Origin of the sequence: Blastomonas aquatica, assembly GCF_014639875.1 — a bacterium.
Classification (GTDB): Bacteria; Pseudomonadota; Alphaproteobacteria; order Sphingomonadales; family Sphingomonadaceae; genus Blastomonas; species Blastomonas aquatica.
In genome coordinates this window covers 339681-364160 of record NZ_BMGD01000002.1, presented here as the reverse complement: position 1 = coordinate 364160, position 24480 = coordinate 339681, and the positions used below count along the sequence as shown (strand labels likewise).

Genomic DNA, 24480 nt, shown 5'->3' with positions numbered 1-24480 from the left:
GCAGATCAGCCCTTGTGGCTGTCGATGTATTCGATGGCATCGTTGACGGTGCTGATTTTTTCGGCGGCGTCGTCAGGAATTTCAACTCCGAACTCTTCCTCGAAAGCCATCACCAGCTCGACGATATCCAGGCTGTCAGCGCCCAGATCGTCGATGAAGCTTGCGTCCTCGGTGACCTTCTCCGCTTCCACGCCGAGATGCTCGATCACGATCTTTTTAACGCGGTCCCCAGTCTCACTCATTCAGAGTTCCTTCAATTATGTGTAAAATGGATGTGCGAACGGTAATACCTGCCCGCCCTACTGCTGCTTTTGGCCGCTGGCAAGAGGCGGGCGCAGGCAAACATGGTGCTTGCGATACGCTGTTGCCTGCAACCTGCTGGTTACAACATGGCCATGCCGCCGTTGACGTGCAACGTCTGACCGGTGACATAGCCGCTCTCGCGGCTGGCGAGATAGACGACTGCGGCAGCGACGTCATCTCCCTCGCCCAATTTGCCTGCAGGGATACGGCTCAGCAGCGCGGTTTTCTGTCCCTCGGGCAGCACCTCGGTCATCGCCGACGCGATGAAACCGGGCGCGACGCAATTGACTGTGATGTTGCGGCTGGCGAGCTCTGCCGCCAGCGCCTTGGACATGCCGACAAGCCCCGCCTTTGAGGCGGCGTAATTGGCCTGGCCGGGGTTGCCGGTGGCTCCGACGACGCTGGTGATCGAGATCATCCGGCCGAACCGCGCTTTCATCATCGGCTTGGCAGCCGCGCGGCACAGGCGGAACGCGGCTTCCAGGTTAACGCGAAGCACATCGGACCACTCGTCGTCCTTCATCCGCATCGCCAGGTTATCGCGGGTGATCCCGGCGTTGTTGACCAGAATGTCGAGCCCGCCCAGCGCTTCGACCGCGCGCGGCACGAGCGCATCGACCGCCGCACCATCGGATAGGTTGCACGCAAGCGTCACATGGTCGCCCTCCAGCGTGGCTGCGAACTCGGCTAGCTTCGCCTCGTTGCTGCCCGAAAGCGCCAACCGCGCGCCATGGCCGGCCAGTCCGCGCGCAATCGCGGAGCCGATGCCACCACTGGCGCCGGTAACGAGCGCGGTCATGCCTGTAAGATCGAACATTGAAGTCTCCTGACTGTAAACGCCTCTCCCCTGGCGGGAGAGGCCGCGAGACTTGGCGGCTTTGCCGCCTAGTCGCAGCGCGAGAGGGGGATACACGACCGCCCCACCCTCTCCAACACCGGCTAGGCAGCAAGCTGCCAAGCCTTTGTATCTTCCCCCGTCAAGGGGGAGGAGCAAGTATTACACCGCCTCCAGCAGGCTTTCGATCGTGTGCATGTCGACAAGGCTTTCGCTCGCGACGTCCTCGACGATTCGCTTGATCATCGGCACCAGCACCTTGCCGCCCAGTTCGATGAAATGATCGACCCCGGCCGCGTGCATCGCGATGACGGATTCGCGCCAGCGGACCATGCCGGTGACCTGCTCGACCAGAAGCGCGCCGATCTCTGCCGGATCGCTGACCGCAGCGGCGGTGACATTGGCAAACAGCGGCACGATCGGTGCGCGAAGCTCGGTTTCAGATAGCGCGCCTGCCATGCGGTCGGCGGCGGGCTGCATCAATGCGCAATGGAACGGTGCCGACACCGGCAGCATCATGGCCTTGCGCGCGCCCAGTTCCTTGGCGATCGGCAGGCAACGCTCGACCGCGCTGGCATGGCCCGAAATCACCGCCTGGCCGAACGCGTTGTCGTTGGCGACTGCGCACACTTCGCCCTGCGCCGCCTGCTCGGCGGCCTTCACGGCTTCCTCGAACTCAATGCCGAGCAGAGCAGCCATCGCGCCCACGCCGACAGGCACCGCTGCCTGCATTGCCTGTCCGCGAATCTTCAGCAACCGCGCGGTGGTCGCAAGGTCAAACGATCCCGCCGCGCACAACGCCGTATACTCGCCCAGGCTGTGGCCTGCGACATAGGCGAAGTTCACCGGGCTTCCCGATCCCGCCTCGTGCTGCAGCGCGCGCAGCGTGGCGATGGCGTTGGCCATGATCGCAGGTTGCGCGTTCTCGGTGAGCTGCAGCTCGTCCGCATCGCCTTCGCACATCAGCCGGAACAGGTTCTGCCCCAGCGCGTCGTCAACCTCCTGGAAGACTTCGCGGGCCTGAAAGCTGCTGGCGGCAAGCTCCTTGCCCATCCCGACCTTCTGGCTGCCTTGTCCGGGAAAAATGAATGCGCGTGTCATGATCCTGTAGTCCCTCGCCCCGCTTTGGTCCGGCGCCGCCAGGACCTGCCTGGGTCTCGCGCGCCGAGCGCCGCCCGTTATCCCCGTTGCCGCAGCGTTGCAAGGTGCTTGCGGGCGGTTAATCGATCACTTAACACCCAAGCATGGACGATACACTTTTTGCAGCATCGCTGGAAACGGTTTGCCGCGAGCGGCTCGGCGGCACCGGGCCAATGACCGGGCTGCAACGGCTTTCGGGCGGGGCGAGCATGCAAAGCTGGCGGTTCGTCTGGAGCGATGAGGCGCTGATCTTGCGCCGGATGCCCGAAGGTTTGAGCGGCGACGAGGCTGCGATCGAGTCTGCCAGCCTGTCGCTCGACGGCCAGGCCGATGTCATCGAGCGCGCCGGGTCCTATGGCGTGATGGTGCCTGCGGTGCGCGCCCGGCTGAGGCCAGATGACGGGCTTGGCGAAGGGTTTGTGATGACCTGCGCTGCTGGCGAGGCGCTGCCGCAGGTGCTGCTGCGAGATCCCGCCTACACCGACGCGCTGGCCGGTCTTCCGCAGCAATGGGCCGAGCAGCTGGCGGCGATGCATGACATCCCGCTCGACCGGCTGCCTGCCGAACTGCCCTATCGCAGCCCTGCCGAAATGGTCGCCGAACTTGAGGAACGCTGGCGCACGCTGCGCGGTGTGTCGCCGGTCTATGCCCTCGCGTTCGGCTGGCTCGAGCGCGCGATGCCCGAGCCGGTCACGCCCAGGCTGTGCCATGGCGATTTTAGGATGGGCAATCTTCTGATCACGCCCGATGGCCTGTCCGCCGTGCTCGACTGGGAGCTCGCGCATCTGGGGGACCCGGTACAGGACCTAGCTTTCGGCTGCATCCCCAGCTGGCGCTTTGGCCGGTACGACAAGGTGCTCGGCGGTTTTGCCGAGCCCGAAGAGATGCTGGTGCAATACGAAGCGTTGACCGGAACGGTCGTCGATCCTGCGCGGTTTCGCTTCTGGCTGGTCTATTCGTGCCTCTGGTGGGGGGTGTGCTGCCTGGTGATGGCCGATATCTGGCGGCGCAGCGAGCGCGAAGGGCCCGAGCGGCTGGTGATCGGCCGGCGGGTGTCCGAGGTCGAGGTCGATCTGCTGCTGATGCTAGCGGACGATCTTCCGGCGCCGGATGCTCCAATGCCATGGCCGCCTATGGAGCACCCCAATGAAACCGGCGTTCCCAGCGGCGCAGCGTTGATCGATGCGGTCAGCGGCTGGCTCGACAATGCGATCGTGGGCCAGTCCAGTGGTCACGCCCGGTTCGAGGCAAAGGTCGCCGTCAATGCCTTGGGCATGGCAGCGCGCGATGCTTCATCCGGCCCGATGTTCGACCGGCTGCAGCAGCAACGGCTCGCTGCCATCGGGACGACCCGCGAGATGCTGGTGGCGGATTTGCGCCGCGACCCTGCCACGATGACGGCTGCGATCCACGATCATCTGCGGCGGCTCGCAATCGAAAACTGCCTGATCGACCAGCCACGCTATGCGGGCCTGGCTGCCGCGCGCGCGGCATGGAGCTGATGAGACCCCACGCCCCTATCCCTTCCTGGCCAACTAAAACTTCACTTTGACGATATTCCGCTTAAGCGCTGCCTCACGCGGTCGTTAATGCTGGTGAACAGCTGATTAAGGACGATTGGGCACAACCGATGGCGGAACACCAAGTGCAGCGGGGAAATTTCAAGGACCGGATGAAGCTAGCAGCTTCGATCCTGACCGGCCAGGCACCTACCGCAAACGAGGCTCCCTACGAGGGCTCGGTCCATGAAAACGTCAGCAAGCTTCAATACCTGAAGGTTTTTTCATTCCTCGAACAGGTCCAGCTCGATCCGGTGCCTGATCATTATCGGCTGGCGTGGGAATATCTGAACGGCGGCAGCATGATGCTGCGCGAAGCGGTCAATCGCAAGCTGGACGTCAATGGCCGGCTTTCGGCGGAAATGGTGGCGGAAATTCTCGATGAGTGCGAAGGCCAGATGAAGGTCAAGGACCTCAATGCGCTGGTCGCCGAAAGCGAAACACTGCTCGCCAGTGGTTTCAAGACGCTGAGCAAGAGCGGCAAGGAAAGCCAGGCCTATGCCGATGTGCTGCAGTCGCGGCTCGACTGGATGCGCGATCTCGATCCCGCCGATCAGGCCGACATGCCGATCGAGGCGCAATTCAAGGCGCTGCTCAAGATCACATCGCAAATGCTCCAATCGACCAAGAAGGCGAGCGAGAGCCTGGACCAGAGCACCAAGAAGCTAGGCCAGATGCGCAACCGCCTCGACGAGGCTAACGACAAGGCACAGCGCGACCAGCTGACCGGCCTGCCCAACCGCTGGGCGTTCGAGCAGCAGTTCTCCGCCGCCATCATTCGTGCCAAGGACCGGTTCGAGCCGCTTTCGGTCGCGTTTATCGATATCGACCATTTCAAGGCGGTCAACGATACCCACGGCCATGAGGCCGGCGACAGGGTGCTGCAACTGGTTGCCAGGACGCTCGACGGGTTCGGGCGCGGCAACTGCCATCTGGCGCGGCATGGCGGCGAGGAATTTGTCATCGTGCTGGAAAACACCACGACGCAGGAAGCCAAGCAGCAGATCGACGCGGTACGTGAGGATCTGGCCGAAAGGTCGCTAGTCAACAAAGACAATGGCCAGAACATTGGCCGGATCACTTTTTCCGCAGGTGTCGCACCGTTCAATCCGGGCGAGCCCAGCAGGCAGGTGCTGCGCAATGCCGATGCGGCGCTGTACGAGGCCAAGCACTCTGGCCGCAACAAGGTGCTGATCTATTGCGCCGACTCATCTTCGAACTGAGCAGGATTCTTCGTCAAATGCCCCTTTTTCTCGTCACCACGCTTGCTTTCTTCAAGGCTTTGGGTATTAGCCCGCGCTTGCCTTCGGACGACTGATCGTCCGAAGGCGATAGAAGAAAGCCGGAGGGGTGCGTGCATGGTGCGCGCGTCAGCGATCGGCAGATGAGTAAAGGAAGCCACACATGCCGATGTACGAGCATGTTTTTCTGGCGCGTCAGGACCTTTCACAGGCCCAAGTAGATGCGCTGGCAGCAACAGCCACCGAGATTGTCGAACAGAACGCAGGCAAGGTTACCAAGACCGAGACCTGGGGCCTGCGCAACCTCGCCTACAAGATTCAGAAGAACCGCAAGGCTCACTTCGTGATGTTGAACATCGAGGCACCCGCCGGCGTCGTCGCCGAGCTGGAACGCCAGACATCGATCAACGAAGACGTCATCCGCTATCTGACCGTCCGCGTCGACGCGCTGGAAGAAGGCCCGTCGGTCATGATGCGCAAGCAGGACCGCGAACGTCGCCCCCGCCGCGACCGCGACGCTTGAGCCAGGAAGGATAAAGACACATGGCACGCCCATTTTTCCGCCGCCGCAAGTCCTGCCCGTTCTCGGGCAAGAACGCTCCTGCCATCGATTACAAAGATGTGCGCCTGCTGCAGGGCTTCATGTCCGAGCGGGGCAAGATCGTTCCCAGCCGCATCACTGCCGTTTCCGGCAAGAAGCAGCGCGAACTTTCCAAGGCCATCAAGCGCGCACGCCACGTTGGCCTGCTGCCGTACATCGTGAAGTAAGGAGCAAGAGACATGCAGATCATTTTGCTCGAACGGATCGAGAAGCTCGGCTCGATCGGTGACGTCGTCACCGTGAAGGACGGCTATGCCCGCAACTTCCTGTTGCCCAACAAGAAGGCCCTGCGCGCCAACGAAGCCAACCGCAAGGTCTTCGAAGCCAACCGCGAGCGCATCGAAACCGAAAACGTCACCAAGCGTGATGAAGCCGCCAAGCGCGCCGAAACCGTCGATGGCATGCAGGTCGTGCTGATCCGCGCATCGTCGAACAGCGGCCAGCTTTACGGTTCGGTCTCGGTTCGCGATATCGCCGATGCACTCGTCGCCGACGGCGCCACTGCCGTCACCAAGGCGATGATCATCCTGGAACGCCCGATCAAGACGCTGGGCGTATTCCCGGTCAAGATCGCGCTGCACCCGGAAGTCTCGGTCAGCGTCACCGTCAACGTTGCGCGCAGCGATGACGAAGCTGAACTGCAGAAGGCCGGTGTCGACGTGATGCGTCAGATGTTCGAAGAAGATCAGCAGCCTGCTGGCTTCGTCGAAAAGTTCGACCCCAACGCCGAACCCGGCCTGATCCCGCAGGACGAGCCCGAAGAAGATGAAGGCGAAGGCGAAGACGCCACCGCCTGATCGGGTTGAGATCATCCAACAAAAAGCCGGGTTCCTGCAGGGGAGCCCGGCTTTTTTGTTATCTGAATGGTACGAACGGCAGCACAACCTGTGTCCGGTCACCGCGCCGGCGGCGCGACGACCTCTGTGTTGAAGCGTTGAGCGAGCACCACGAAATTGGTGACCTCGCGCCGCAGCGTTCCGCGTTTGACGCCGAAATCGCTGATCAGGTACCGCGCCACAAAGGGTTCGCCTGCAACCGATACGCCTGCCTTGCTGAACTCGTACAACCGGTTGAAGTCGCCTGCTGCCTGGGTGAGGTTGCCAAGGTTGCGCTCGGCAGGCTTGGGCCAGAACGCCAGCAGGTAAAGCCCCTGGCATTGGGTCGGCTGGTCGGGCGGACACGCGGTGAAAAACATGTTGATCTTGAGCTGGCCGAAGCTCGCCTCGACGAACTGCCGCCCTTCGGGTGTCTGACGATCGGCGATGGCGACCGCCGTGCCGAAAGCCGACAGGATTTCACGGACCGTGCCGGGCGTGAACGCGTTCACCTCGGTCAGGTCATCGGGATTGCCGGGCTGCTGCGCGTGCGCGGGCACCTGAGCGACAGACAGCAGCAGCCCGCCAACGAACCCCGACGTCAAGGATCGCAGTGTACTTCGACTGTGCATGGTCATCTCCTGCCCCCCTTATGGGGTTCATTGTCGCCGACATCATAAGCCCTGCCCGCCGCAGCTTGCAACCTTCTGAAATTGCGCGACGGGAGTGTCATTTTCCGGTAATGACAGTGTCGCGCAAAGTCGTTAAGCGTCGAACATGAACAGTGTAGACCAGATCATCGCCACCCTGACCGACCATTATGAGCGGTCCGTTGCCAATCTCCAGAACGCCATCCGCGCCTATGTCGAACATGGCACTCCTCCCGATCCCGCGATCCGCCGCAGTGGTGGTTTCAGCTATCCCTTGCTCAGGATCGAGTATGATGGCGGAGATCGCCTGTCCTCGACCACCCTGTCGTTTGGCAGGCTTAACGCGCAGGGTCTTTACACCACCACCGTCACCCGGCCGCAGCTTTTCGCCGATTATCTGACCGAGCAGCTCACCCTGCTGCGCGAGAATTACGACGTCAATATGTCGGTCGAGGCCAGCACGCAGGAGATCCCCTTCCCTTACGTGCTCGATGGCATCGCCGGGATGGATCTGGGCGGAATTACGCCACTGGAGCTGGCGCGCCACTTCCCGACAACCGAGCTGGCCGATATCGGCGACGAGATCGCAGATGGCTTTTTGTCGCTCGGGCCGGGCATGGACAGGCCGCTGTCGCTGTTCGACGGACTGCGGACCGATTTCTCGCTAGCGCGGTTGCGGCATTACACCGGGACACCGCCGGAGCACGTCCAGCGGTTCATCCTGTTCACCAACTATCACCGCTATGTCGATGAATTCGTGAGATGGGCCTGCAGCCAGATCGGCAAGGGGCATTATACGGCACTGTCGGGCGCGGGCGGGCTCTACACCGACCAGCCAGGCTCGGACCCCAGCCAGTTGGTCGCCGACAGCGCCTGGCGGCGGCACCAGATGCCCGCTTATCACCTGATTGCGCCCGATTTTGGTGGCATTACGTTGGTGAACATCGGTGTCGGGCCATCCAACGCCAAGACGATCACCGATCACCTCGCGGTGCTGCGTCCCGAAGTGTGGCTGATGATCGGCCATTGCGGCGGCCTGCGCCCCACCCAGCGGATCGGCGATTATGTGCTCGCCCACGCCTACCTGCGCGATGACCACATCATGGACGATGTGCTCCCGCCCGAGATCCCGATCCCGCCGATTGCCGAGATCCAGCAGGCGCTGGCAGGCGCGGCAGAGGAAATCTCGGGCACCAGCGGTGCCGATCTCAAGCGGCGGATGCGCACCGGTACCGTGGTGACCACCGACGACCGCAACTGGGAGCTGCGCTATTCGGCGAGCGCGCTGCGATTCTCGCAATCACGCGCGGTGGCGATCGACATGGAGAGCGCCACCATCGCCGCGCAGGGCTATCGCTTTCGCGTGCCTTACGGAACGTTGCTGTGCGTATCGGACAAGCCGCTGCACGGCGAACTGAAGCTGCCCGGCCAGGCGAATCGCTTCTACGAAGAAGCGATCGCGGCGCATATGCAGATCGGCATCCGCACCTGCGAAATGCTGCGCAAGGAGAGCAATTCGTTGCACAGCCGCAAGCTGCGTGCGTTCAACGAACCGCCGTTCCGCTAAGCCCGGTTACCGTTACATCTGCATATATTTGCAGATATGAGTTGACGCATTCCATCACTTCCGTCAGCTATGCGAAGATGCCACACCGTGTCCATATCGCCCGAGAGCTGGCCGAATTCTTCAAGCTCGTCGCGCACCCCGACCGGATCCGTCTGATCGAGGAACTGCGTACGGGCGAGTGTGACGTCAATACGTTGGCCGAGAGGCTCAACCTGCCGCCTGCCCGGCTTTCCCAGCATCTCAGCCTGTTGCGCACCGCGCGCATGGTTGAGGAGCGGCGTTGCGGCAGGCAGCATCTCTACAGCCTTTCCCAGCCGCAGATCGCGGGCTGGATCACCGACGGCTTGGCCTTTGTCGAGGCCAGAGCCCCCGCAGCCTTGGCTGGAGAATTGCGCGAGGTGCGCGAACTCTGGTCCTGACATTCCCTATCCTTCCCCCCATTCAAAGGAGCCTCCCCATGCCCCATTTCGCCGCCGGCGTCGTCCGCTTTCAAACCGAAGTCTTCCCCGAGAAGCAGGAGCTGTTCGAAAGCCTCGCCAAGGGCCAATCGCCCGAAGCCCTGTTCATCACCTGCTCGGATTCGCGCATTGAAACCGCGATGATTACCCAGACCGAACCGGGCGAGCTGTTCATCTGCCGCAATGCCGGAAACATCGTTCCCCCGCACACCCAGCAGACCGGCGGCATGACCGCTTCGATCGAATTTGCCGTCGCAGCGCTCAAGGTCCCGCACATTGTCGTGTGCGGCCATACCGAATGCGGTGCAATGAAGGGCGCGATGAACCTTGCCGGGCTCGACGGACTGCCCCATGTCCGCGAATGGCTGGGCTATACCCGCGCCGCGGTCGAGGTGGTCAACCAGATCGGTGCCGATCTTGACGATGCCGACAAGATGAACCTGCTGCTCGAACAGAATGTCATCCTGCAGCTCAACCACCTCAAGACCCACCCTTCGGTCGCCGCGCGCATGGCAGCAGGCGAACTTCAGCTGCACGGCTGGGTGTATGACATCCGTACCGGCGATGTGAAGGCGTATGACGCGGCCAGCGAGACGTTCATCCCCGTCCATGAACATTATGCCAGCGAGATGGCCGCGATCGCGCTTGCCAAGCACGAATGTCCTGCCTGATAATTTAAGCATAACCTCCCTGTCCCCAGGAGCATGAAGATGACTGCGACTACAGCCCCGTTGGGCGAATTCGAGACGATGAAGAAGAGCTGGCCGCAAGACCTGCTCGCCTCTGTCGTCGTGTTTCTGGTGGCATTGCCGCTGTGCCTTGGCGTTGCCATCGCGTCGGGAGCGCCACCTGCCCTGGGTCTGATCACCGGCATCATCGGCGGCCTCGTCGTTGGTTCGCTGGCAGGGTCACCGCTGCAGGTCAGCGGCCCTGCCGCTGGCCTTGCCGTGTTGTGCTACCAGCTGGTCAGCGAACACGGGCTGATCATGATGGGTGTTGTCGGCTTCATCGCTGGTGCACTCCAGCTGCTCGCAGGCGTTGCCCGTCTGGGCCAGTGGTTCCGCGCGATTTCGCCTTCGGTCATCCACGGGATGCTCGCTGGCATCGGCGTGCTGATCCTCGGGTCGCAGTTCCATGTGATGATCGACGACAGCCCGCGCGGCAGCGGTCTTGAAAATCTGCTTTCGATCCCTGAAGCGATCTACAAGGCGGTGTTCCCGATGGCGATGGACAGCCATCATCTCGCCGCCATGGTGGGCGTCGCGACGATCGCTGCGATCCTGATCTGGAACCAGTTCAAGCCCAAGTCGCTGGCCATGGTCCCTGCCCCGCTGATTGCGGTGATCGTCGGAACGTTAGTCGCCGGTCTTGCCGGGTTCGACATCAACCGCGTGGTCGTTCCCGACAACATCGTTGCCTCGCTCAACATCCCCACGATGGAAGCGCTGCAGCGTGGTCTGGCGATGGACATCATCCTGCTTGGCGTTGTCTTCGCCTTTGTAGCCAGTGCCGAAACATTGCTTTGCGCCACGGCGGTCGATCAGATGCACACCGGGCCCCGTACCAAGTACGACAAAGAACTGCGGGCACAGGGCATCGGCAACATGCTGTGCGGTTCGGTTGGCGCGCTGCCGATGACCGGCGTGATCGTGCGTTCGTCTGCCAACGTTCAGGCTGGCGGCAAGACGCGGCTTTCGGCCATCATGCACGGCGTCTGGATCCTGGGGACTGTGGTTGCACTGCCCTGGCTGCTGGCGTTGATCCCAACCTCCGCGCTCGCCGCGATCCTGGTCTATACCGGTTACAAGCTGGTCAACATTGCGCAGATCAAGAAAATCGCCACCTATGGCCGTGTCGAACTGGTCATCTATTTCTCGACGCTGCTGGGCATCGTGGTTTTCGATCTGCTGACCGGCGTGATCATCGGGTTCGTGCTGGCGACGGCCAAGGTCGTCTACACCTTCACCCACGTTCGGGTGGATCTTGAAGACAACGAAATGGCCAACCGCACCGATGTGTTCCTCCACGGATCGGCAACGTTCTTCTCGATCCCTCGCCTCGCTAGCGTGCTCGAGACGGTGAAGTCGGGTCGGGCGGTGCATGTGCACGTCGAACATCTCGACCATATCGACCACGCATGCCTCGACATGCTGGGCGCCTGGGAAAAGCAGCACAATGCGACCGGCGGAACGATGGTCATGGAATGGAAGGACCTGCGCGACCGTTACGCCTCGCCTTATCAGAAGATGCAGGACGAGGGCAGCAACGGCCCCGATCAACCGGGAGACGGGCCAAAAAAAGCCCCGCCGGTGCTTGAGCCGGCTGCCTGATCGAACCCGATCAACCCAAGTGAAAAAGGCCGTCGGAGCAATCCGGCGGCCTTTTCGTATCCCGCCATCGAAATCTGCGGTGGTTATGTCGTTCGCCAGGGAACATTTGCCGAGTGGCAGCGTAATGCCTCCATCAACGGATTGGTAACCCATCCGATGAACCCAAGGAGATTATTATGAGCGACGCCATCAAAACTGCTGCTGCCCGCATCAAGGAAGATGCGCTGAACCTCGCCGAACGTGCCCGCACCGAAGCGTCGAGCGCCTTTGCAACGGTCAACGAGAACCGCGAAGAACTGCGTGCGAAGGCCACTGAAACCGCCAAGCTGGCAGGCGAAGTGCTTTCGGAAAATGCGCGTATCGCATCGGATCTCGCGCGCCGCAACGCCAATGCCGCTGCATCGATGCTCTCGGACAACGCCAAGGCGCTGACCACTGAAATGGGCCCGTTGCGTGAAAAGGCGGAAGAATTTGCGCATGATGCATCCGAACGGCTGAGCATCGCTGCGCGCGAGCTTTCCGAGAAGGTCAACCAGAATGGCAAGTACGCGGCCGAACAGGCACGTGCGCACCCTGCGATTGCGATCGGCCTTGCGGTTGGTGGCGTTGCGCTTATCGCCGCTGCGATCGCGTTGAGCCGCAAGACCACGACCGACACTGTGCCCCCCGCTGATGAAAACAGCGACTACGTCGATCCGACTGTCGTCCCATCGACCACCGGAGCAGCGGGAGAGCCATACGATACGCTTTGATCAACCCCGCGTTGATCAACGTCCCAAGATAGGTACCGCGTGCGATTCCCTCATGCGTGGTGCCTCGGGGCCTGTTTTCCAGCAAGAGGCGCCCCCCGCTTCAGGAAAGCAGGCCCCATCATGTTCGGGGCCTTTAAACGGTCTCGCAGATCTTCACCAAGGGCAAGCAGCGCCGCTCACCAGCCGCACTGCTTGCCCTTGTTCTGTTCCTTGAGCCAGGTCTGAAGCGGCGCAAAATATTCGACCATTGCGGTTCCGTCCATCTCGCGCGATCCGGTGAAGGCCTCGAGCGCATCGGGCCAAGGCTTGGATGCCCCCATCTCCAGCATCGCATTGAGCCGGTTGCCGACCTCTTTGTTGCCATAGAATGTGCAGCGGTGGAGCGGTCCGGTCCATCCCGCGATATCGCACGCCGCCTTGTAGAACTGGAACTGCAGAATGCGCGCGAGGAAATAGCGTGTGTAAGGCGTGTTCCCCGGAATATGATATTTGGCGCCTGCGTCAAAAGCATCGTCCGGGCGCTCGACCGGCGGAGTAATGCCCTGATACTGCAAGCGCAGCACGGTCCACGCGTCGTTGTAGCCGGAAGGCTTAATGCTGCCATCGAACACCCCCCAACGCCAGCGATCAACGAGCAGGCCGAACGGCAGGAACGCAAGCTTGTCCATCCCCTGCCGCAGCAGCAGACCCAGATCCTTGTCGGCACCGGGCACCTTGGCCTTGTCGAGCAGACCGATCTCGACGAGATAATCAGGGGTGATCGACAGCGCCACCATGTCGCCGATCGCCTCGTGGAAGCCATCATTGGCGCCATCGAGATGCAGCGTATCCTGCTTATTGTAGGCACGCTGGTAATAATTGTGCCCCAGTTCGTGATGGATCGTGGTGAAGTCGTCGGCATTCACCTTGATGCACATCTTGATGCGGATATCGTCCTTGTTATCGACATCCCAGGCCGACGCGTGGCAGATCACTTCGCGATCGGCGGGCTTGACGAACTGCGAGCGCTGCCAGAACGTCTCGGGCAATGGCGCGAAGCCCAGCGAGGAGAAGAATGCCTCGCCGCCCTTGACCATCTTCAGCGGATCATATTGGTTGGCCTTGAGCAGCTCGGTGACATCATAACCGATATCGCCCGCCCCCTCGGGCGCGACGACCTCATAGATATTGCCCCATTCCTGCGCCCACATGTTGCCGAGCAGATCGGCGCGGATCGGACCGGTCTTGGCCTGCACCGCATCGCCGTACTTCTCGTTGAGCTTGGTGCGGGTGTAGCAGTGCAGATCATCGTACAGCGGCTTGACCTGCTGCCAGAGCTTTTCGGTCAGTGCGGCGAACTCGTCCGCGCTCATGTCATATTGCGAGCGCCACATCGCGCCGACATTCTTGAATCCCAGCTCACGTGCGCCTTGGTTGGCGATCTCGACCATTCGCGCGTAGTCATCCTTCATTGGCGCGCCGACATTGTCGTGCCAGCTGGCCCACATCTCCTTGAGCTGATCAGGGTCGCGGCTGTCTCCCATCGCGGCTTCGATGTCCGATCCGTTGACCGGCTTGCCAGCGAGCGTACCCCTGCCCTTGCCGTAGATCGACTGCAGGTTGGTCGCGATGGTGTTGAGCTCGGTCGCCGCGCCTTCAGTGGTTGGCGCAGGCAGAACGATCCCGCCGCGCAATTTGTCGAGCTTGCGCCGGGTCTCATCGCTGAGGCCTGCGACATTGGTGTACTTGGCTGCCTCGAGCGCGAACCGTACCTGCATCTCGGTGCCCTTGGCGCCGGTTTCGGCAGCCAGCGCATTGGTATCATCGGTCAGGTAGGTCGCGTTGACCCAGAACACCCGGCTGGCGGAGATGATGTAATCGTACATCTCCTTCTCGGCCGCAGTCACGAAAGCCTCGGCGTCCGCAGCGGTCGGCTTGGCCGGTACGCTCTGCTGCACAGCGTCGTCGGCAAAGGCGGGCACCGAGCATGCTGCCCCGGCGAGCGCGATGATCGAGACGATGGATGGGAGACGTTTCATGTCAGGCTAACCCCTAATTTGCGCAACGTTTCGGCGCGTTCTTATGGCGGGGATGATGTGGCCTGGCTGGCTCCCGGTCAAGCCGTGAGAAATGAAACCATCTCTTCGGCCAGAGAGGGTTCTAGCACGCTCGACATGTGGGTGCCCTTGATCTCGCGATAGGTGGCATTGCCGAGCTGCCGCGCGAGTTCGGGCGCCGAACCGTTGTCGGAATCGTCGGCGCCGCAGACCACCAGCACCGGGACATCGCGTGCCACCAGCGCATCGGTATCGACATCGCCAAAGCTGTCGAGCAGCAGCCTGGCCGCCACCGGATCGATCCCCTGCGTTTTCATGAAAGCCACCGCCATGAAATGCGGGTCGCCGCGCTTGACCTCGTCGCGCCGGTGGATCGCGGTGACGAAGAAATCGCGCCGCCGCCCCCAGCCGGTCAACCCTTCCCAGCCCATGCCGGCCAGGATCGCCTTGCGCGGCGTCGCGCCTGCACCCAGCAGCTTGGCCGTGGTCCTTGCGCCCAGCGAGAATCCGCCAAGATCGAAATCATCGAGCCCCAAGGTCTCGATCAGCGACAGTGCATCATCAACCAGCACATCGCGCGGATAGGCGGCCGGATCATGCGGCGCGGCGCTCTGCCCATGCGCGCGCAGATCGGGCATGATCACGCGGAAACCTGCCTGCGCCAACTTTGCAGCATGGCCGAACTTGATCCAGTTGGTCTCTGCGCTCGAAAACAGCCCGTGCAGCAGCAACAGCGCCCTGCCCTCGCCGGTTTCGTGGACGGCCAACTGCGTGCCGTCGAACGAGCGGATGCGGGTCGTGGTGATGCTGGGGGCTGTTGCGGTCATCCCCGCTCTTTAAGGCCAGCCTGCTCCATGCGCCAGATGGCAAGATCGATCCGATCCTGACCGAAAAACGGCTCACCCTCGAACACCAGGGTCGGCACGCCCCAATGGCCCGCCATCTCGAGCGCTTCCTGGTTGGCGGCGATCTCCGCATCCAGCGTTCCGGCTTCTGCCAATGCGATGGCATCGAGCACGGCGAGATCCAGTCCGGCTCGCTCGGCGGCTTGTGCCAGGTGGTCGCCCTCATGCCAGTTGGTGGCCCCGCCCCAGATCAACCGCGAAACCTCGTCGCAAAAGGCAAGGCTTTTGCCGGCGCGTGACGCCGCCTGCCCCATCCGGGTGATCCGAAAGATATAGGGCTGTTCCGCCGCGATCGTGCGGGTCGCCATGTCCTGAACGATCGGATCGGGGCGCGGTGATCCGAACGGAATATCCAGATACTGGGCCAGCCGGAACACATCGGTCAGCGTGTAACGCAGCCAGCTGGGATGGTTCTTCTCGAAGAAATCCGGCTGACGCACAGCGAGCGGATAGACCGGACGCAGATTGAGCGTCAGATCATACCGCTCGGCGAGCGCACGATACCGGCGGGTCGCCAGATAGCTGTAGGGCGATCGAAACGACCAGAAGATGTCGGCTGTCAATGTCATGACATTGACAGTGACATAAGGTCAGCCCTTTTTCAAATGCCTTCTGCCCAGCAGTTCGGCGATCTGCACCGCGTTCAGGGCAGCGCCCTTACGCAGGTTGTCAGACACGCACCACAAGGAGATGCCGTTCTCGACCGTGCTGTCATCACGCACCCGGCTGATATAGGTCGCGCCATCGCCGACGCATTCGACCGGCGTCACGTATCCGCCGTCCTCGCGCTTGTCGACCAGCATGATGCCAGGCGCCTCGCGCAGGATCTTCTGCGCGTCTTCGGCGCTCAGCTCATTCTCGAACTCGATATTCACCGCCTCGGAATGGCCGACGAACACCGGCACGCGCACGCAGGTCGCAGTCAGCTTGATCTTGGGGTCGAGGATCTTCTTGGTCTCGACCACCATCTTCCACTCTTCCTTGGTCGAACCATCGTCGAGGAAGACATCGATATGCGGAATGACGTTGAAGGCGATCTGCTTGGTGAACTTCTTCGCCTCGGCGCTGTCGCCGACGAAGATGTTGCGCGACTGCTCGAAAAGCTCGTCCATGCCTTCCTTGCCTGCACCCGATACCGACTGGTAGGTCGAAACGACGACGCGCTTGATCGTCGCGGCATCGTGCAGCGGCTTGAGCGCTACGACCAGCTGCGCGGTCGAGCAATTGGGGTTGGCGATGATGTTGCGCGCCTTGTAGCCGTCGATCGCATCGGGGTTCACTTCGGGAACGATCAGCGGAACATCGGGCTCCATGCGATAGAGCGAGCTGTTATCAATCACCACGCAGCCCTGAGAGGCCGCTTTGGGGGCGTAGATCTTGGTCGCGGCAGACCCTGCGGCAAACAGCGCCATGTCCCAGCCGGTGAAATCGAAGTGCTCGATGTTCTGCACCTTGATCATCTTGCCGGTGTCGCCGAACTCGACCGTGGTGCCGGTCGAGCGCGAAGACGCGACAGCAGCGATTTCATCAATCGGGAATTCGCGCTCCGCCAGGATGGCCAGCATTTCGCGACCGACATTTCCGGTCGCGCCGACAACGACTACTCGATAACCCACGGATCAATTCCTTCAGTGCAATGCACCGGGGCGCCTAGCGGCTCAGCCCCGGCAATACAAGCTGCGAGTGGCGATGATGCGGCAGTGTGAAGACATTGTTGCGCATCAGCTGCAGCTTACGAAACAAAGCACCCATATGAATGCAAAGAGTTCGCAGAATATTCCGCCCGTCGCGACCCGGGCAGCGAGCGCCGGATCTGCGAATGGACCGGACAACAACGAAAAAGGGCGGCCTTTGCAGACCGCCCTTTTGCTAGATCAAAGTCTGTCGCGAACGATCAGGCTTCGGTGCTGCCCTTGGCGGGACGGTTGTCGCGGCGCTCTGCAATACGTGCGCGTTTGCCGGTCAGGCCACGCAGGTAATAGAGCTTCGCACGACGCACCACGCCGCGGCGCACCACGGTGATCGAATCGATGTTGGGCGAATAGAGCGGGAATACGCGCTCGACGCCTTCACCGAACGAAATCTTGCGCACGGTGAAGTTGGAGCCGAGGCCCCGGTTCGAACGTGCAATGCACACGCCTTCGTAATTCTGAATACGGGTACGGTCGCCTTCGACGACGCGAACGCCGACCCGCAGGGTATCGCCAGCGCGGAATTCGGGGATGGTCTTGGTAGCCTTGAATGCCTCGATAGCTTCTGCTTCGAGCGTCTGGATGAGGTTCATGTGACCTTTGTCCTATCTTTTTCGCCGCGCACCAGAGGGCGACTGATCCGGAGTGCCCCCATGGCGCTCCCAAAGATCCGGCCGCCTTAGCCGTGTTATCTCCGCAGCCTGGCTGTCACGCCATGCCCGGATTCTCGCGTGATCCCCCGATCGCAGCACTTCGGGGATCGCACGCCCTTCCCAGATTTGAGGTCGGGTGTAGTGCGGATATTCGAGCAAACCGTTCTCGAACGATTCTTCGTCTCCGCTGGAAGAGGCGCCCATTACATCGGGGAGCAGCCGAACGCAAGCATCAAGCATCACCAAAGCCCCGGTTTCTCCGCCCGAAAGCACGTAATCGCCGATCGAAATCTCCTCGATCGGCCGCGCCTCGAACAGCCGCTCGTCGAACCCCTCGAATCGCCCGCACAGGATGGTGACACCGGGACCGTCGGCAAGCTGCCGCACGCGACCCTGGGTCAGCGGAGCGCCGCGCGGTGTCATCGCGATGACGGGCGCGTTCGGCGAGCGTTCGAGCGCATGATCGACCGCGCTCGCCAGCACATCGGCGCGGAGCACCATTCCCGCCCCACCGCCTGCGGGCGTGTCATCGACGCTGCGGTGCTTGTCGGTGGCAAAATCGCGGATCTGGATAGCCTCGAGCGACCAGCGCCCCTCGGCCAGCGCACGCCCGGCAATGCTGTGGCCAAGCGGTCCGGGGAACATCTCGGGGTAGAGGGTAAGGATCTGGGCTGCGAAGGTCATTGGGTCCAGTTCTCGACCTTGAGGCCGGGGATGTCAGCGAAATCCTTCTCATTGTCGGTGACCATGATCAGATTCTGGGACAATGCCTGTGCAGCAATCAGGCGGTCATAGCTACGACGCTTGAACGGCAGATCCGCATAGACGCGAGCAGCAGCGAGATCGAAATCCAAAAGCGGCACTTCCTCCAGAAATGCTTCCAGCTGAGCAAATCCAGGGGGCTTCCCCCGCACCGAACCAAGCGCAACCTCCGCGATGGCGATGGCGGAAGTGACGATGTCACCCTCAAAACACTCTCCGGCACGACGAACCACACGATCATCTGCGTTCATGGTAAGGGCGATGATGATGTTACTGTCGAGCAGGTATTTCATGCGTCGTCTTTGCTGCTCAGCAAATCCCACCGTAGTGGTCGCTCTTCAAACAGCCTGTCCTCGGGCTTGATCGGCTTTAGGTTCGTCGCCGACCCTGCGACCTTTTCGATATTGAACTTGCGCCTTGGCGCACCAATTTCGCGAACGACATACTCGCCGTTCTGCTCGACGATGGTCCATTCGCGATCCGGCTCTATTCCCAGCGCCGCGGGCATGCGGATGGCGACTGAGTTGCCCGACTTGAAGCTCTTTGCGCGGTATTCCTTGCCCATATCAGCCTCCGTATATACGCGATGTATATACTATTCGGCCCAGACAGGGTCAATCGCAATGCGGTCCTCACCGATATCGGCGGCGGCGACGGGAACCATGAAGGCCTTGCCGTCAGGCTTGACGATATCGAGCAGGTCGCCTGCGTTGAAATCCTCGATGGCGCGCACGGTGCCGAGCGGTTCGCCGGTTTCGGAGACCACCGGAAGCCCCACCACGTCGGCGTGGTAGTATTCGCCCTCGCCCAGGGGCGGGAGTGCGGACCTGGGCACGGTGAGTTCGGTGCCGCGTGCAGCTTCAGCGGCGTTGCGGTCGGCGATCTCGGCAAAGCGCGCGATGCCGAGGTCCTTTTGCGGGCGCAACGTCTTGAGCGTCAGTGCGCCGTTGTTGAAGCTCTTGTGCGCTTTTACCCCGTCGAGGCCCGAGCCGAACAGCTTGAGGCGCACTTCGCCGGTGATGCCATGCGCGCCGACGATGACGGCGAGGGTTATCGGGCGGTCAGACATAAAGGCGCCTTCGACAGAGCGTTCATTCGTGCCCACCCCGGTTCAGCGTTGCTGAACCTGCCCCTCCCGCAAGCGGGAGGGGTGAGGTGCAACAATTCAGCCTTCGGCCGGTTCAGCAGCGGCTTCTTCAGCGGGTGCTTCTTCGGCAGCAGGCTCTTCGGCCGGTGCGTTCTTGGCTTCTTCGGCAGCGCGGGCAGCTTCTTCAGCTTCAGCGATCTTGGTTGCCTTTTCTTCAGCGCGTTCCTTGGCCTTTTCGCCGGGTTCGCCCTTCTTGGGGTTTACCGAAGCCTTGCGCTCCTTGATGCCGGCAACGTCGAGGAAACGGGCAACGCGATCGGTGGGCTGTGCGCCGACCGACAGCCAGTGCTTGGCGCGCTCTTCGTTGATCTTGACGCGCTCGCCCGAATCCTTGGCGAGCAGCGGGTTGTAGATGCCGATCTGCTCAAGATACTTGCCATCGCGCGGCGCGCGGCTGTTGGCGACGACGATCTTGTAATACGGGCGCTTCTTGGAACCGCCGCGCGACAGACGCATTGAAATAGACATTTGAACCTTACCTTTCTGAGAATATATAGTCTTATATAATTGAAATTAAATTACTTTTTCTTGAAATTCTGAAAGCCCGGCGGAAGCCCGTTGGGCAGGCCCGAAAGCCCGCCGCCGATGCCCTTGCCGCCACCGCCGCCCAAGAGCCCTGCGATATCGTCCTCGCTGGGCATCTTGCCGCCGCCCAGACCACCCATTCCGCCAGCACCACCGCCGCCGCCGAACATTGCGGCCAGCCCCTTGAGACCGCCCATCTTGCGGATCTTCTTCATCGCGCCTTCCATCTCCTGGTGCATCTTGAGCACCCGGTTGACGTCCTGAACGGTGGTGCCCGATCCCTTGGCGACGCGGATCTTGCGCTTGGCGTTGAGCAGCGCAGGCTTTTCGCGTTCCTTGGGGGTCATCGAGCCGATGATGGCATCCATGTGCACGAGGACCTTGTCCTCGACGCCGCTGGCGCTCATCGCGGCCTTGGCCTTTTTCATGCCCGGCATCATGCCTGCCAGCGCGCCGATGCCGCCCATCTTGGTCATCTGACGAAGCTGGGTGCGCAGGTCGTTCATGTCGAACTGACCCTTGGACATCTTGGCGGCAAGCTTGTCGGCGTCTTCCTTCTCGACCGTCGCCGCGGCCTTTTCGACCAGGCTGACGACATCGCCCATGCCCAGGATGCGGCCTGCGACACGGCCGGGATGGAACGGCTCGATCGCGTCCATCTTCTCGCCCATGCCGACGAACTTGATCGGGCGGCCGGTGACCGCACGCATCGAAAGCGCGGCGCCGCCGCGCGCATCGCCATCCATGCGGGTCAGCACGACGCCGGTGAGCGGCACCTGCTCGGAGAAGTTCTGCGCGACGTTGACCGCGTCCTGACCGGTCAGCGAATCGACGACGAGCAGGATTTCGCGCGGAGTCGCCTCGGTGGCGACCGCCTTCATCTCTTCCATCAGCTGCTGGTCAACATGCAGACGACCTGCAGTATCGAGCATTACGACGTCGAACGACTGCAGCTTGGCCGATTGCAGCGCACGCCGCGCGATATCGACGGGCATCTGGCCCGCGACGATCGGCAGCGTGGCGACGCTTATCTGCTCACCGAGCACCTTGAGCTGCTCTTGAGCGGCTGGACGCTGCACGTCGAGCGAGGCCATCATGACCTTCTTGCCGTGCTTTTCCTTGAGCAGCTTGGCGATCTTGGCGGTGCTGGTGGTCTTGCCCGAGCCCTGCAGACCGACCATCATGATGACGGCAGGCGGGGCTACGGCCAGATCGAGGTCGCTGGCTTCGGAGCCCAGCATCTCGGTGAGCGCGTCGTTGACGATCTTGACGACCTGCTGGCCCGGCGCCACCGATCTGAGCACCGACTGGCCCACGGCCTTTTCGGTGACGGTATTGACGAAATCGCGGACAACGGGCAGCGCGACATCGGCTTCGAGCAACGCGATGCGAACCTCGCGCATCGCGGCGCGGACGTCCTCTTCCTTCAGCGCGCCACGGCCACGCAGCTTGTCGAACACGCCGCCAAGGCGATCAGTCAGATTATCGAACATATCCGCTTCTCCTTCTGCCCGCCCACATGGCTCGCCAAACCGTCCCGATCAAGTTCTGCCCCGATCAAGTTGCCCTCGCTCCGGCCTTGTGCAAAAATGCACAAAACGCCGGTGGGCGAAACCTCGCCGACCGGCGCGCGCATGGACCGGCAAAGCGGTTTCAGCGGCTGGACTGGGTGCCGTCGCACAATCGGGTGTGCAAAGCTGGCCAGGCCATTAGCGCAACCATCGGCCGGTTGCAACCCCTGCCCTGATATCCCCTTCCCAGCTTTCAAACCCTGGCGGCACGCTTAAGTTGACATTTACCATCGTGTCCCGCGGAATTGCTGGTGACCCCGATTGCCACCCCCCCGACGCGTAAACGTTCTTTTAACGCTCGCAACCTACCTTCCTTCCGTATTCAACCGGATGCTCCAAGCCGGTTGGGGGGACTGCTGGTGCGAAACTTCAAAACCGATCCCGCGATTGCAAGCCGCACGGAGGCCTTGGCTGACCGAGCGGTGCAGGGTCGTGATTTCATTGCTGGCGGCATCATGACCGCAGCCATTCTGATGTTCGTCGGCACCGCCGGCAGCGTGATGCCGAACGTGATGAGGCGGTTCAACGGGCTTGCGGTGTCCCCCGATAACGTCGCAGTCACCGCATTGCTGCTCAATATCGCACTGATCATCTTTGCATGGCGGCGCTACAGCGAACTCAACGAGGAGATCGCGCATCACAAGCAGGCCGAAGAACAGGCCAAGACGCTTGCCGTCACCGACCCGCTGACCGGATGCCTCAACCGCCGCGCGATCGGCGAGGCGACCGCCAGCCTCATCGCGCAAGCTGCGCGTCGCGAGATGACGGTGGCGTACCTGATGCTCGATCTCGACAACTTCAAGAACATCAACGACATTCAGGGCCATGATGCTGGCGACAAGGTGCTGGTTGAGGTCGCCCGCCGACTGAAGGCGACGATGCCCCCCAACAGCCATGTTGCGCGGCTGGGTGGCGACGAGTTTGCCTGCACATTCATTTTCGACGCCGACTTCCCCGAGACCGTGCAACGCGTAGCCGAGGACATGATCGAGCAGGTCAGCCATCCGATTATCGGCCCCGCGATCAACGGTGATGCTGAGCTCACCGTCACCGCCTCGATCGGCGTTGCCCGCGCCGACCTGTGCGACAACAGCCTTGATGTGCTGATGCGCCGCGCCGACATTGCAATGTATGCGAGCAAGAAACACGGCCGCAACCGCTATTGCTGGTTCGATCCGCGGATGGAAAGCGAAGTTCAGTTCCGCAACAAGATCGAATCGGGAATGCGCGTCGGCATCAGTCGCGGCGAATTCGTGCCCTATTACGAGCAGCAGATCGATCTGGCATCGGGAACCTTGATCGGTTTTGAAGTGCTCGCGCGCTGGAATTCTCCCGAGCTGGGCCAGATCGCGCCCGATGTCTTCATCCCCATTGCCGAAGACACCGGCATGATCGGCGACCTGTCTGCCTGTGTCATCCGCCAGGCAATGGAAGATGCGCGCAACTGGGACCCGAGCCTGACGATCTCAGTCAACATCTCGCCGGTGCAGTTGCGCGATCCCTGGCTGGCGCAAAAGATCGTCAAACTGCTCGTCGAAACCGGATTTCCCGCCAGCCGGCTGGAAATCGAGATCACCGAAAGCTGCCTGTTCGAAAATATCGGCCTTGCCCAATCGATCATCGGCAGCCTGAAGAACCAGGGCGTGCGTGTCGCGCTCGACGATTTCGGCACCGGCTACAGCTCGCTCGCGCATCTGCGCGCGCTGCCGTTCGACCGGATCAAGATCGACCGCAGCTTCATCACCTCGATGAACGAGAGCAAGGAAAGCCGCGCCATCGTCCAGACCATCGCGATGCTGGGCGAGTCCATGGGACTGCCGATCACTGCCGAGGGCATCGAGGATGGCGATCTAATCGCGCATCTGACCGCGATCGGCTGTGCCAAGGGTCAGGGCTTCCATTTTGGCCAGCCGCTCTCGGTCGAACAGGCACGCCGTCTGCTGGCTGATCGCAACATGCTGAATCACCCGGTCCAACCACGCATTGAAGACAACAGCGAGCCGCATGACGATCTGTTCGGGCTCACCGAGCCGCAGCGTCGCGTCGCGCTGGGCGAATAAGCGCCGCGCGGTTGCTGCTCTTGGCCCGTTGGCTCTTCTCAAGCCAGCGCTCAGCGTCTAAAGCGCGGCCATGGCGCACCACCGTTTTCACAAGATGCACGGTCTCGGCAATGACTTCGTCATTTTCGATTGCCGCGAGCACGATCTGTCGCTGAGCGCAGAGCAGGTCCGCGCGCTGGCCGACCGGCATCTGGGCATCGGCTGCGATCAGTTGATCGTGATGCGGCCTGCCCCCGCCTCAAGCACTGCCGACATGGCGATGCAGATCTTCAACCACGATGGCAGCGAAGTCAGCGCGTGTGGCAATGCGACACGGTGCGTTGTCGCGCTCGCAGGGCGCGATGTGCTGATTGAAACCGGCGCGGGGCTGCTGCGCGGCACGCTGGGTGATGGCGCGGTGACCATCGACATGGGGCTGCCGGGGTTGGAGTGGGATGCGCTCCCGCTTGCCTACCCGATGGACACCGTGCATCTGCCTGTCGGCTGGGAGGATCTGACCGATCCTGCCGCAGTGAGCATGGGCAATCCGCACGTGATCTTTTTTGTCGACGATGGCGCAGCGGTCGATCTCGAACGGCTTGGACCGTTGATCGAGCATGACCCGCTGTTCCCCGAACGCGTCAACGTCAACATTGCGCATATGGCCGATGATGGCCTGCATCTGCGCGTCTGGGAACGCGGTGCGGGTCTGACGCTCGCCTGCGGCACCGGAGCCTGCGCGACAGCCGTCGCCGCAATCCGCCGCAAGCTGGTCAGCGGACCGGTGCCGGTCCATCTTCCCGGCGGGACGCTCACGATCGACTGGCAGCCCGGCAGCAACGTGTCGATGACCGGGCCGACCACGCATGTCTTTACCGGTGAGATCGACTTCTGACGCCG

General features: G+C 61.9%; 27 protein-coding genes. 12 read left to right on the top strand and 15 right to left on the bottom strand.

The features are described 5' to 3' along the window. Positions 1 to 5: 5 nt before the first annotated feature. The 3 genes from IEW00_RS05755 to fabD form a co-directional block, all read right to left on the bottom strand. The gene (locus tag IEW00_RS05755) at positions 6 to 242 is read right to left on the bottom strand and encodes an acyl carrier protein (protein WP_023836488.1); all 237 of its coding nucleotides are present in this window, start codon (positions 240 to 242) and stop codon (positions 6 to 8) included. Positions 243 to 382: 140 nt separating this feature from the next. Further along, the gene (gene fabG, locus IEW00_RS05750) at positions 383 to 1120 is read right to left on the bottom strand and encodes a 3-oxoacyl-[acyl-carrier-protein] reductase (protein ID WP_188513428.1); all 738 of its coding nucleotides are present in this window, start codon (positions 1118 to 1120) and stop codon (positions 383 to 385) included. A gap of 180 nt (positions 1121 to 1300) precedes the next feature. Beyond that, complete coding sequence (gene fabD / locus IEW00_RS05745) at positions 1301 to 2239, bottom strand: ACP S-malonyltransferase (RefSeq protein ID WP_188513427.1); 939 nt, start codon at positions 2237 to 2239, stop codon at positions 1301 to 1303. Positions 2240 to 2382: 143 nt separating this feature from the next. Here fabD and IEW00_RS05740 point away from each other — a divergent pair, with 143 nt between their 5' ends. The 5 genes from IEW00_RS05740 to rplI all read left to right on the top strand — a co-directional run bounded on the left by IEW00_RS05740 (position 2383) and on the right by rplI (position 6476). Beyond that, a complete protein-coding gene (locus IEW00_RS05740) occupies positions 2383 to 3780 on the top strand; it encodes a phosphotransferase family protein (RefSeq protein WP_188513426.1) in 1398 nt (465 codons plus the stop codon). 170 nt (positions 3781 to 3950) lie between these two features. Continuing rightward, entirely contained in the window at positions 3951 to 5060 is a 1110-nt protein-coding gene (locus IEW00_RS05735) for a GGDEF domain-containing protein (RefSeq protein WP_188513425.1), read from the top strand. A 181-nt stretch (positions 5061 to 5241) separates the two neighbouring features. Then, complete coding sequence (gene rpsF / locus IEW00_RS05730) at positions 5242 to 5601, top strand: 30S ribosomal protein S6 (protein ID WP_188513424.1); 360 nt, start codon at positions 5242 to 5244, stop codon at positions 5599 to 5601. Positions 5602 to 5621: 20 nt separating this feature from the next. Further along, positions 5622 to 5846 carry a 30S ribosomal protein S18 gene (rpsR, locus tag IEW00_RS05725; RefSeq protein ID WP_017670246.1) on the top strand — a complete coding sequence of 75 codons (225 nt, stop codon included), beginning with the start codon at positions 5622 to 5624 and terminating at the stop codon, positions 5844 to 5846. A 12-nt stretch (positions 5847 to 5858) separates the two neighbouring features. Beyond that, complete coding sequence (rplI, locus tag IEW00_RS05720) at positions 5859 to 6476, top strand: 50S ribosomal protein L9 (RefSeq protein WP_188513423.1); 618 nt, start codon at positions 5859 to 5861, stop codon at positions 6474 to 6476. 98 nt (positions 6477 to 6574) lie between these two features. Here rplI and IEW00_RS05715 read toward each other — a convergent pair whose 3' ends face one another. Beyond that, positions 6575 to 7132 carry a YbjN domain-containing protein gene (locus IEW00_RS05715; protein ID WP_188513422.1) on the bottom strand — a complete coding sequence of 186 codons (558 nt, stop codon included), beginning with the start codon at positions 7130 to 7132 and terminating at the stop codon, positions 6575 to 6577. Between the two features lie 139 nt (positions 7133 to 7271). Here IEW00_RS05715 and IEW00_RS05710 point away from each other — a divergent pair, with 139 nt between their 5' ends. The 5 genes from IEW00_RS05710 (at position 7272) to IEW00_RS05690 (ending at position 12251) form a co-directional block, all read left to right on the top strand. Then, a complete protein-coding gene (locus IEW00_RS05710) occupies positions 7272 to 8711 on the top strand; it encodes an AMP nucleosidase (RefSeq protein ID WP_188513421.1) in 1440 nt (479 codons plus the stop codon). A 41-nt stretch (positions 8712 to 8752) separates the two neighbouring features. Next, complete coding sequence (locus IEW00_RS05705; protein WP_229736835.1) at positions 8753 to 9130, top strand: ArsR/SmtB family transcription factor; 378 nt, start codon at positions 8753 to 8755, stop codon at positions 9128 to 9130. A 38-nt stretch (positions 9131 to 9168) separates the two neighbouring features. Beyond that, positions 9169 to 9840 (top strand): carbonic anhydrase, encoded by a 672-nt coding sequence (locus IEW00_RS05700; RefSeq protein WP_188513419.1) that lies wholly within the window; start codon positions 9169 to 9171, stop codon positions 9838 to 9840. A gap of 33 nt (positions 9841 to 9873) precedes the next feature. Next, complete coding sequence (locus IEW00_RS05695) at positions 9874 to 11499, top strand: SulP family inorganic anion transporter (protein WP_188513418.1); 1626 nt, start codon at positions 9874 to 9876, stop codon at positions 11497 to 11499. A gap of 176 nt (positions 11500 to 11675) precedes the next feature. Then, positions 11676 to 12251, top strand: a complete 576-nt coding sequence (locus IEW00_RS05690) for a hypothetical protein (RefSeq protein ID WP_188513417.1) — start codon at positions 11676 to 11678, stop codon at positions 12249 to 12251. Positions 12252 to 12427: 176 nt separating this feature from the next. Here the strand turns inward: IEW00_RS05690 and IEW00_RS05685 are convergent, their stop codons facing one another. From IEW00_RS05685 to ffh, 11 genes are all read right to left on the bottom strand, one after another. Then, positions 12428 to 14269 carry a M2 family metallopeptidase gene (locus IEW00_RS05685; RefSeq protein WP_188513416.1) on the bottom strand — a complete coding sequence of 614 codons (1842 nt, stop codon included), beginning with the start codon at positions 14267 to 14269 and terminating at the stop codon, positions 12428 to 12430. Positions 14270 to 14346: 77 nt separating this feature from the next. Next, positions 14347 to 15114 (bottom strand): alpha/beta fold hydrolase, encoded by a 768-nt coding sequence (locus IEW00_RS05680; RefSeq protein ID WP_188513415.1) that lies wholly within the window; start codon positions 15112 to 15114, stop codon positions 14347 to 14349. After that, positions 15111 to 15761, bottom strand: a complete 651-nt coding sequence (locus IEW00_RS05675; protein ID WP_188513414.1) for a 2-hydroxychromene-2-carboxylate isomerase — start codon at positions 15759 to 15761, stop codon at positions 15111 to 15113. Before IEW00_RS05675 ends, IEW00_RS05680 begins: the two co-directional genes overlap by 4 nt. A 21-nt stretch (positions 15762 to 15782) precedes the next feature. Then, positions 15783 to 16808 carry an aspartate-semialdehyde dehydrogenase gene (locus IEW00_RS05670; RefSeq protein WP_188513413.1) on the bottom strand — a complete coding sequence of 342 codons (1026 nt, stop codon included), beginning with the start codon at positions 16806 to 16808 and terminating at the stop codon, positions 15783 to 15785. A gap of 278 nt (positions 16809 to 17086) precedes the next feature. After that, on the bottom strand, positions 17087 to 17476 hold the full coding sequence (gene rplS / locus IEW00_RS05665; RefSeq protein WP_188513412.1) for a 50S ribosomal protein L19: 390 nt from the start codon (positions 17474 to 17476) through the stop codon (positions 17087 to 17089). 12 nt (positions 17477 to 17488) lie between these two features. Next, a complete protein-coding gene (trmD, locus tag IEW00_RS05660) occupies positions 17489 to 18220 on the bottom strand; it encodes a tRNA (guanosine(37)-N1)-methyltransferase TrmD (RefSeq protein ID WP_188513411.1) in 732 nt (243 codons plus the stop codon). Further along, on the bottom strand, positions 18217 to 18591 hold the full coding sequence (locus tag IEW00_RS05655) for a type II toxin-antitoxin system VapC family toxin (protein ID WP_188513410.1): 375 nt from the start codon (positions 18589 to 18591) through the stop codon (positions 18217 to 18219). The genes trmD and IEW00_RS05655 overlap by 4 nt, the downstream gene beginning before the upstream one ends. Further along, positions 18588 to 18863: a hypothetical protein gene (locus IEW00_RS05650; RefSeq protein WP_188513409.1), complete on the bottom strand. Its 276-nt coding sequence runs from the start codon at positions 18861 to 18863 to the stop codon at positions 18588 to 18590. The genes IEW00_RS05655 and IEW00_RS05650 overlap by 4 nt, the downstream gene beginning before the upstream one ends. 30 nt (positions 18864 to 18893) lie before the next feature. Further along, positions 18894 to 19367: a ribosome maturation factor RimM gene (rimM, locus tag IEW00_RS05645; protein WP_188513408.1), complete on the bottom strand. Its 474-nt coding sequence runs from the start codon at positions 19365 to 19367 to the stop codon at positions 18894 to 18896. A 96-nt stretch (positions 19368 to 19463) separates the two neighbouring features. Next, a complete protein-coding gene (gene rpsP / locus IEW00_RS05640; protein ID WP_188513407.1) occupies positions 19464 to 19913 on the bottom strand; it encodes a 30S ribosomal protein S16 in 450 nt (149 codons plus the stop codon). Between the two features lie 50 nt (positions 19914 to 19963). Next, on the bottom strand, positions 19964 to 21463 hold the full coding sequence (ffh, locus tag IEW00_RS05635; RefSeq protein ID WP_188513406.1) for a signal recognition particle protein: 1500 nt from the start codon (positions 21461 to 21463) through the stop codon (positions 19964 to 19966). A 533-nt stretch (positions 21464 to 21996) separates the two neighbouring features. Here ffh and IEW00_RS05630 point away from each other — a divergent pair. Further along, positions 21997 to 23601 carry a putative bifunctional diguanylate cyclase/phosphodiesterase gene (locus IEW00_RS05630; protein ID WP_373282606.1) on the top strand — a complete coding sequence of 535 codons (1605 nt, stop codon included), beginning with the start codon at positions 21997 to 21999 and terminating at the stop codon, positions 23599 to 23601. Positions 23602 to 23671: 70 nt separating this feature from the next. Then, positions 23672 to 24475, top strand: coding sequence for a diaminopimelate epimerase (dapF, locus tag IEW00_RS05625; protein WP_188513405.1), 804 nt, complete (start codon positions 23672 to 23674; stop codon positions 24473 to 24475). Positions 24476 to 24480: the final 5 nt, after the last annotated feature.

Excerpts from the sequence above, each read along its gene's own strand:
- IEW00_RS05740 (WP_188513426.1), top strand. The coding sequence starts at position 2,383 with ATGGACGATACACTTTTTGCAGCATCGCTGGAAACGGTTTGCCGCGAG.
- dapF (WP_188513405.1), top strand. The coding sequence starts at position 23,672 with ATGGCGCACCACCGTTTTCACAAGATGCACGGTCTCGGCAATGACTTC.
- IEW00_RS05680 (WP_188513415.1), bottom strand. The coding sequence starts at position 15,114 with ATGACCGCAACAGCCCCCAGCATCACCACGACCCGCATCCGCTCGTTC.
- IEW00_RS05735 (WP_188513425.1), top strand. The coding sequence starts at position 3,951 with ATGAAGCTAGCAGCTTCGATCCTGACCGGCCAGGCACCTACCGCAAAC.
- IEW00_RS05700 (WP_188513419.1), top strand. The coding sequence starts at position 9,169 with ATGCCCCATTTCGCCGCCGGCGTCGTCCGCTTTCAAACCGAAGTCTTC.
- fabD (WP_188513427.1), bottom strand. The coding sequence starts at position 2,239 with ATGACACGCGCATTCATTTTTCCCGGACAAGGCAGCCAGAAGGTCGGG.
- rplS (WP_188513412.1), bottom strand. The coding sequence starts at position 17,476 with ATGAACCTCATCCAGACGCTCGAAGCAGAAGCTATCGAGGCATTCAAG.
- IEW00_RS05710 (WP_188513421.1), top strand. The coding sequence starts at position 7,272 with ATGAACAGTGTAGACCAGATCATCGCCACCCTGACCGACCATTATGAG.
- fabG (WP_188513428.1), bottom strand. The coding sequence starts at position 1,120 with ATGTTCGATCTTACAGGCATGACCGCGCTCGTTACCGGCGCCAGTGGT.
- rimM (WP_188513408.1), bottom strand. The coding sequence starts at position 19,367 with ATGTCTGACCGCCCGATAACCCTCGCCGTCATCGTCGGCGCGCATGGC.
- IEW00_RS05650 (WP_188513409.1), bottom strand. The coding sequence starts at position 18,863 with ATGGGCAAGGAATACCGCGCAAAGAGCTTCAAGTCGGGCAACTCAGTC.
- IEW00_RS05715 (WP_188513422.1), bottom strand. The coding sequence starts at position 7,132 with ATGACCATGCACAGTCGAAGTACACTGCGATCCTTGACGTCGGGGTTC.
- ffh (WP_188513406.1), bottom strand. The coding sequence starts at position 21,463 with ATGTTCGATAATCTGACTGATCGCCTTGGCGGCGTGTTCGACAAGCTG.
- rpsF (WP_188513424.1), top strand. The coding sequence starts at position 5,242 with ATGCCGATGTACGAGCATGTTTTTCTGGCGCGTCAGGACCTTTCACAG.
- IEW00_RS05655 (WP_188513410.1), bottom strand. The coding sequence starts at position 18,591 with ATGAAATACCTGCTCGACAGTAACATCATCATCGCCCTTACCATGAAC.
- IEW00_RS05675 (WP_188513414.1), bottom strand. The coding sequence starts at position 15,761 with ATGACATTGACAGCCGACATCTTCTGGTCGTTTCGATCGCCCTACAGC.
- IEW00_RS05695 (WP_188513418.1), top strand. The coding sequence starts at position 9,874 with ATGAAGATGACTGCGACTACAGCCCCGTTGGGCGAATTCGAGACGATG.
- IEW00_RS05685 (WP_188513416.1), bottom strand. The coding sequence starts at position 14,269 with ATGAAACGTCTCCCATCCATCGTCTCGATCATCGCGCTCGCCGGGGCA.
- IEW00_RS05755 (WP_023836488.1), bottom strand. The coding sequence starts at position 242 with ATGAGTGAGACTGGGGACCGCGTTAAAAAGATCGTGATCGAGCATCTC.
- rpsP (WP_188513407.1), bottom strand. The coding sequence starts at position 19,913 with ATGTCTATTTCAATGCGTCTGTCGCGCGGCGGTTCCAAGAAGCGCCCG.
- trmD (WP_188513411.1), bottom strand. The coding sequence starts at position 18,220 with ATGACCTTCGCAGCCCAGATCCTTACCCTCTACCCCGAGATGTTCCCC.
- rplI (WP_188513423.1), top strand. The coding sequence starts at position 5,859 with ATGCAGATCATTTTGCTCGAACGGATCGAGAAGCTCGGCTCGATCGGT.
- IEW00_RS05630 (WP_373282606.1), top strand. The coding sequence starts at position 21,997 with ATGACCGCAGCCATTCTGATGTTCGTCGGCACCGCCGGCAGCGTGATG.
- rpsR (WP_017670246.1), top strand. The coding sequence starts at position 5,622 with ATGGCACGCCCATTTTTCCGCCGCCGCAAGTCCTGCCCGTTCTCGGGC.
- IEW00_RS05690 (WP_188513417.1), top strand. The coding sequence starts at position 11,676 with ATGAGCGACGCCATCAAAACTGCTGCTGCCCGCATCAAGGAAGATGCG.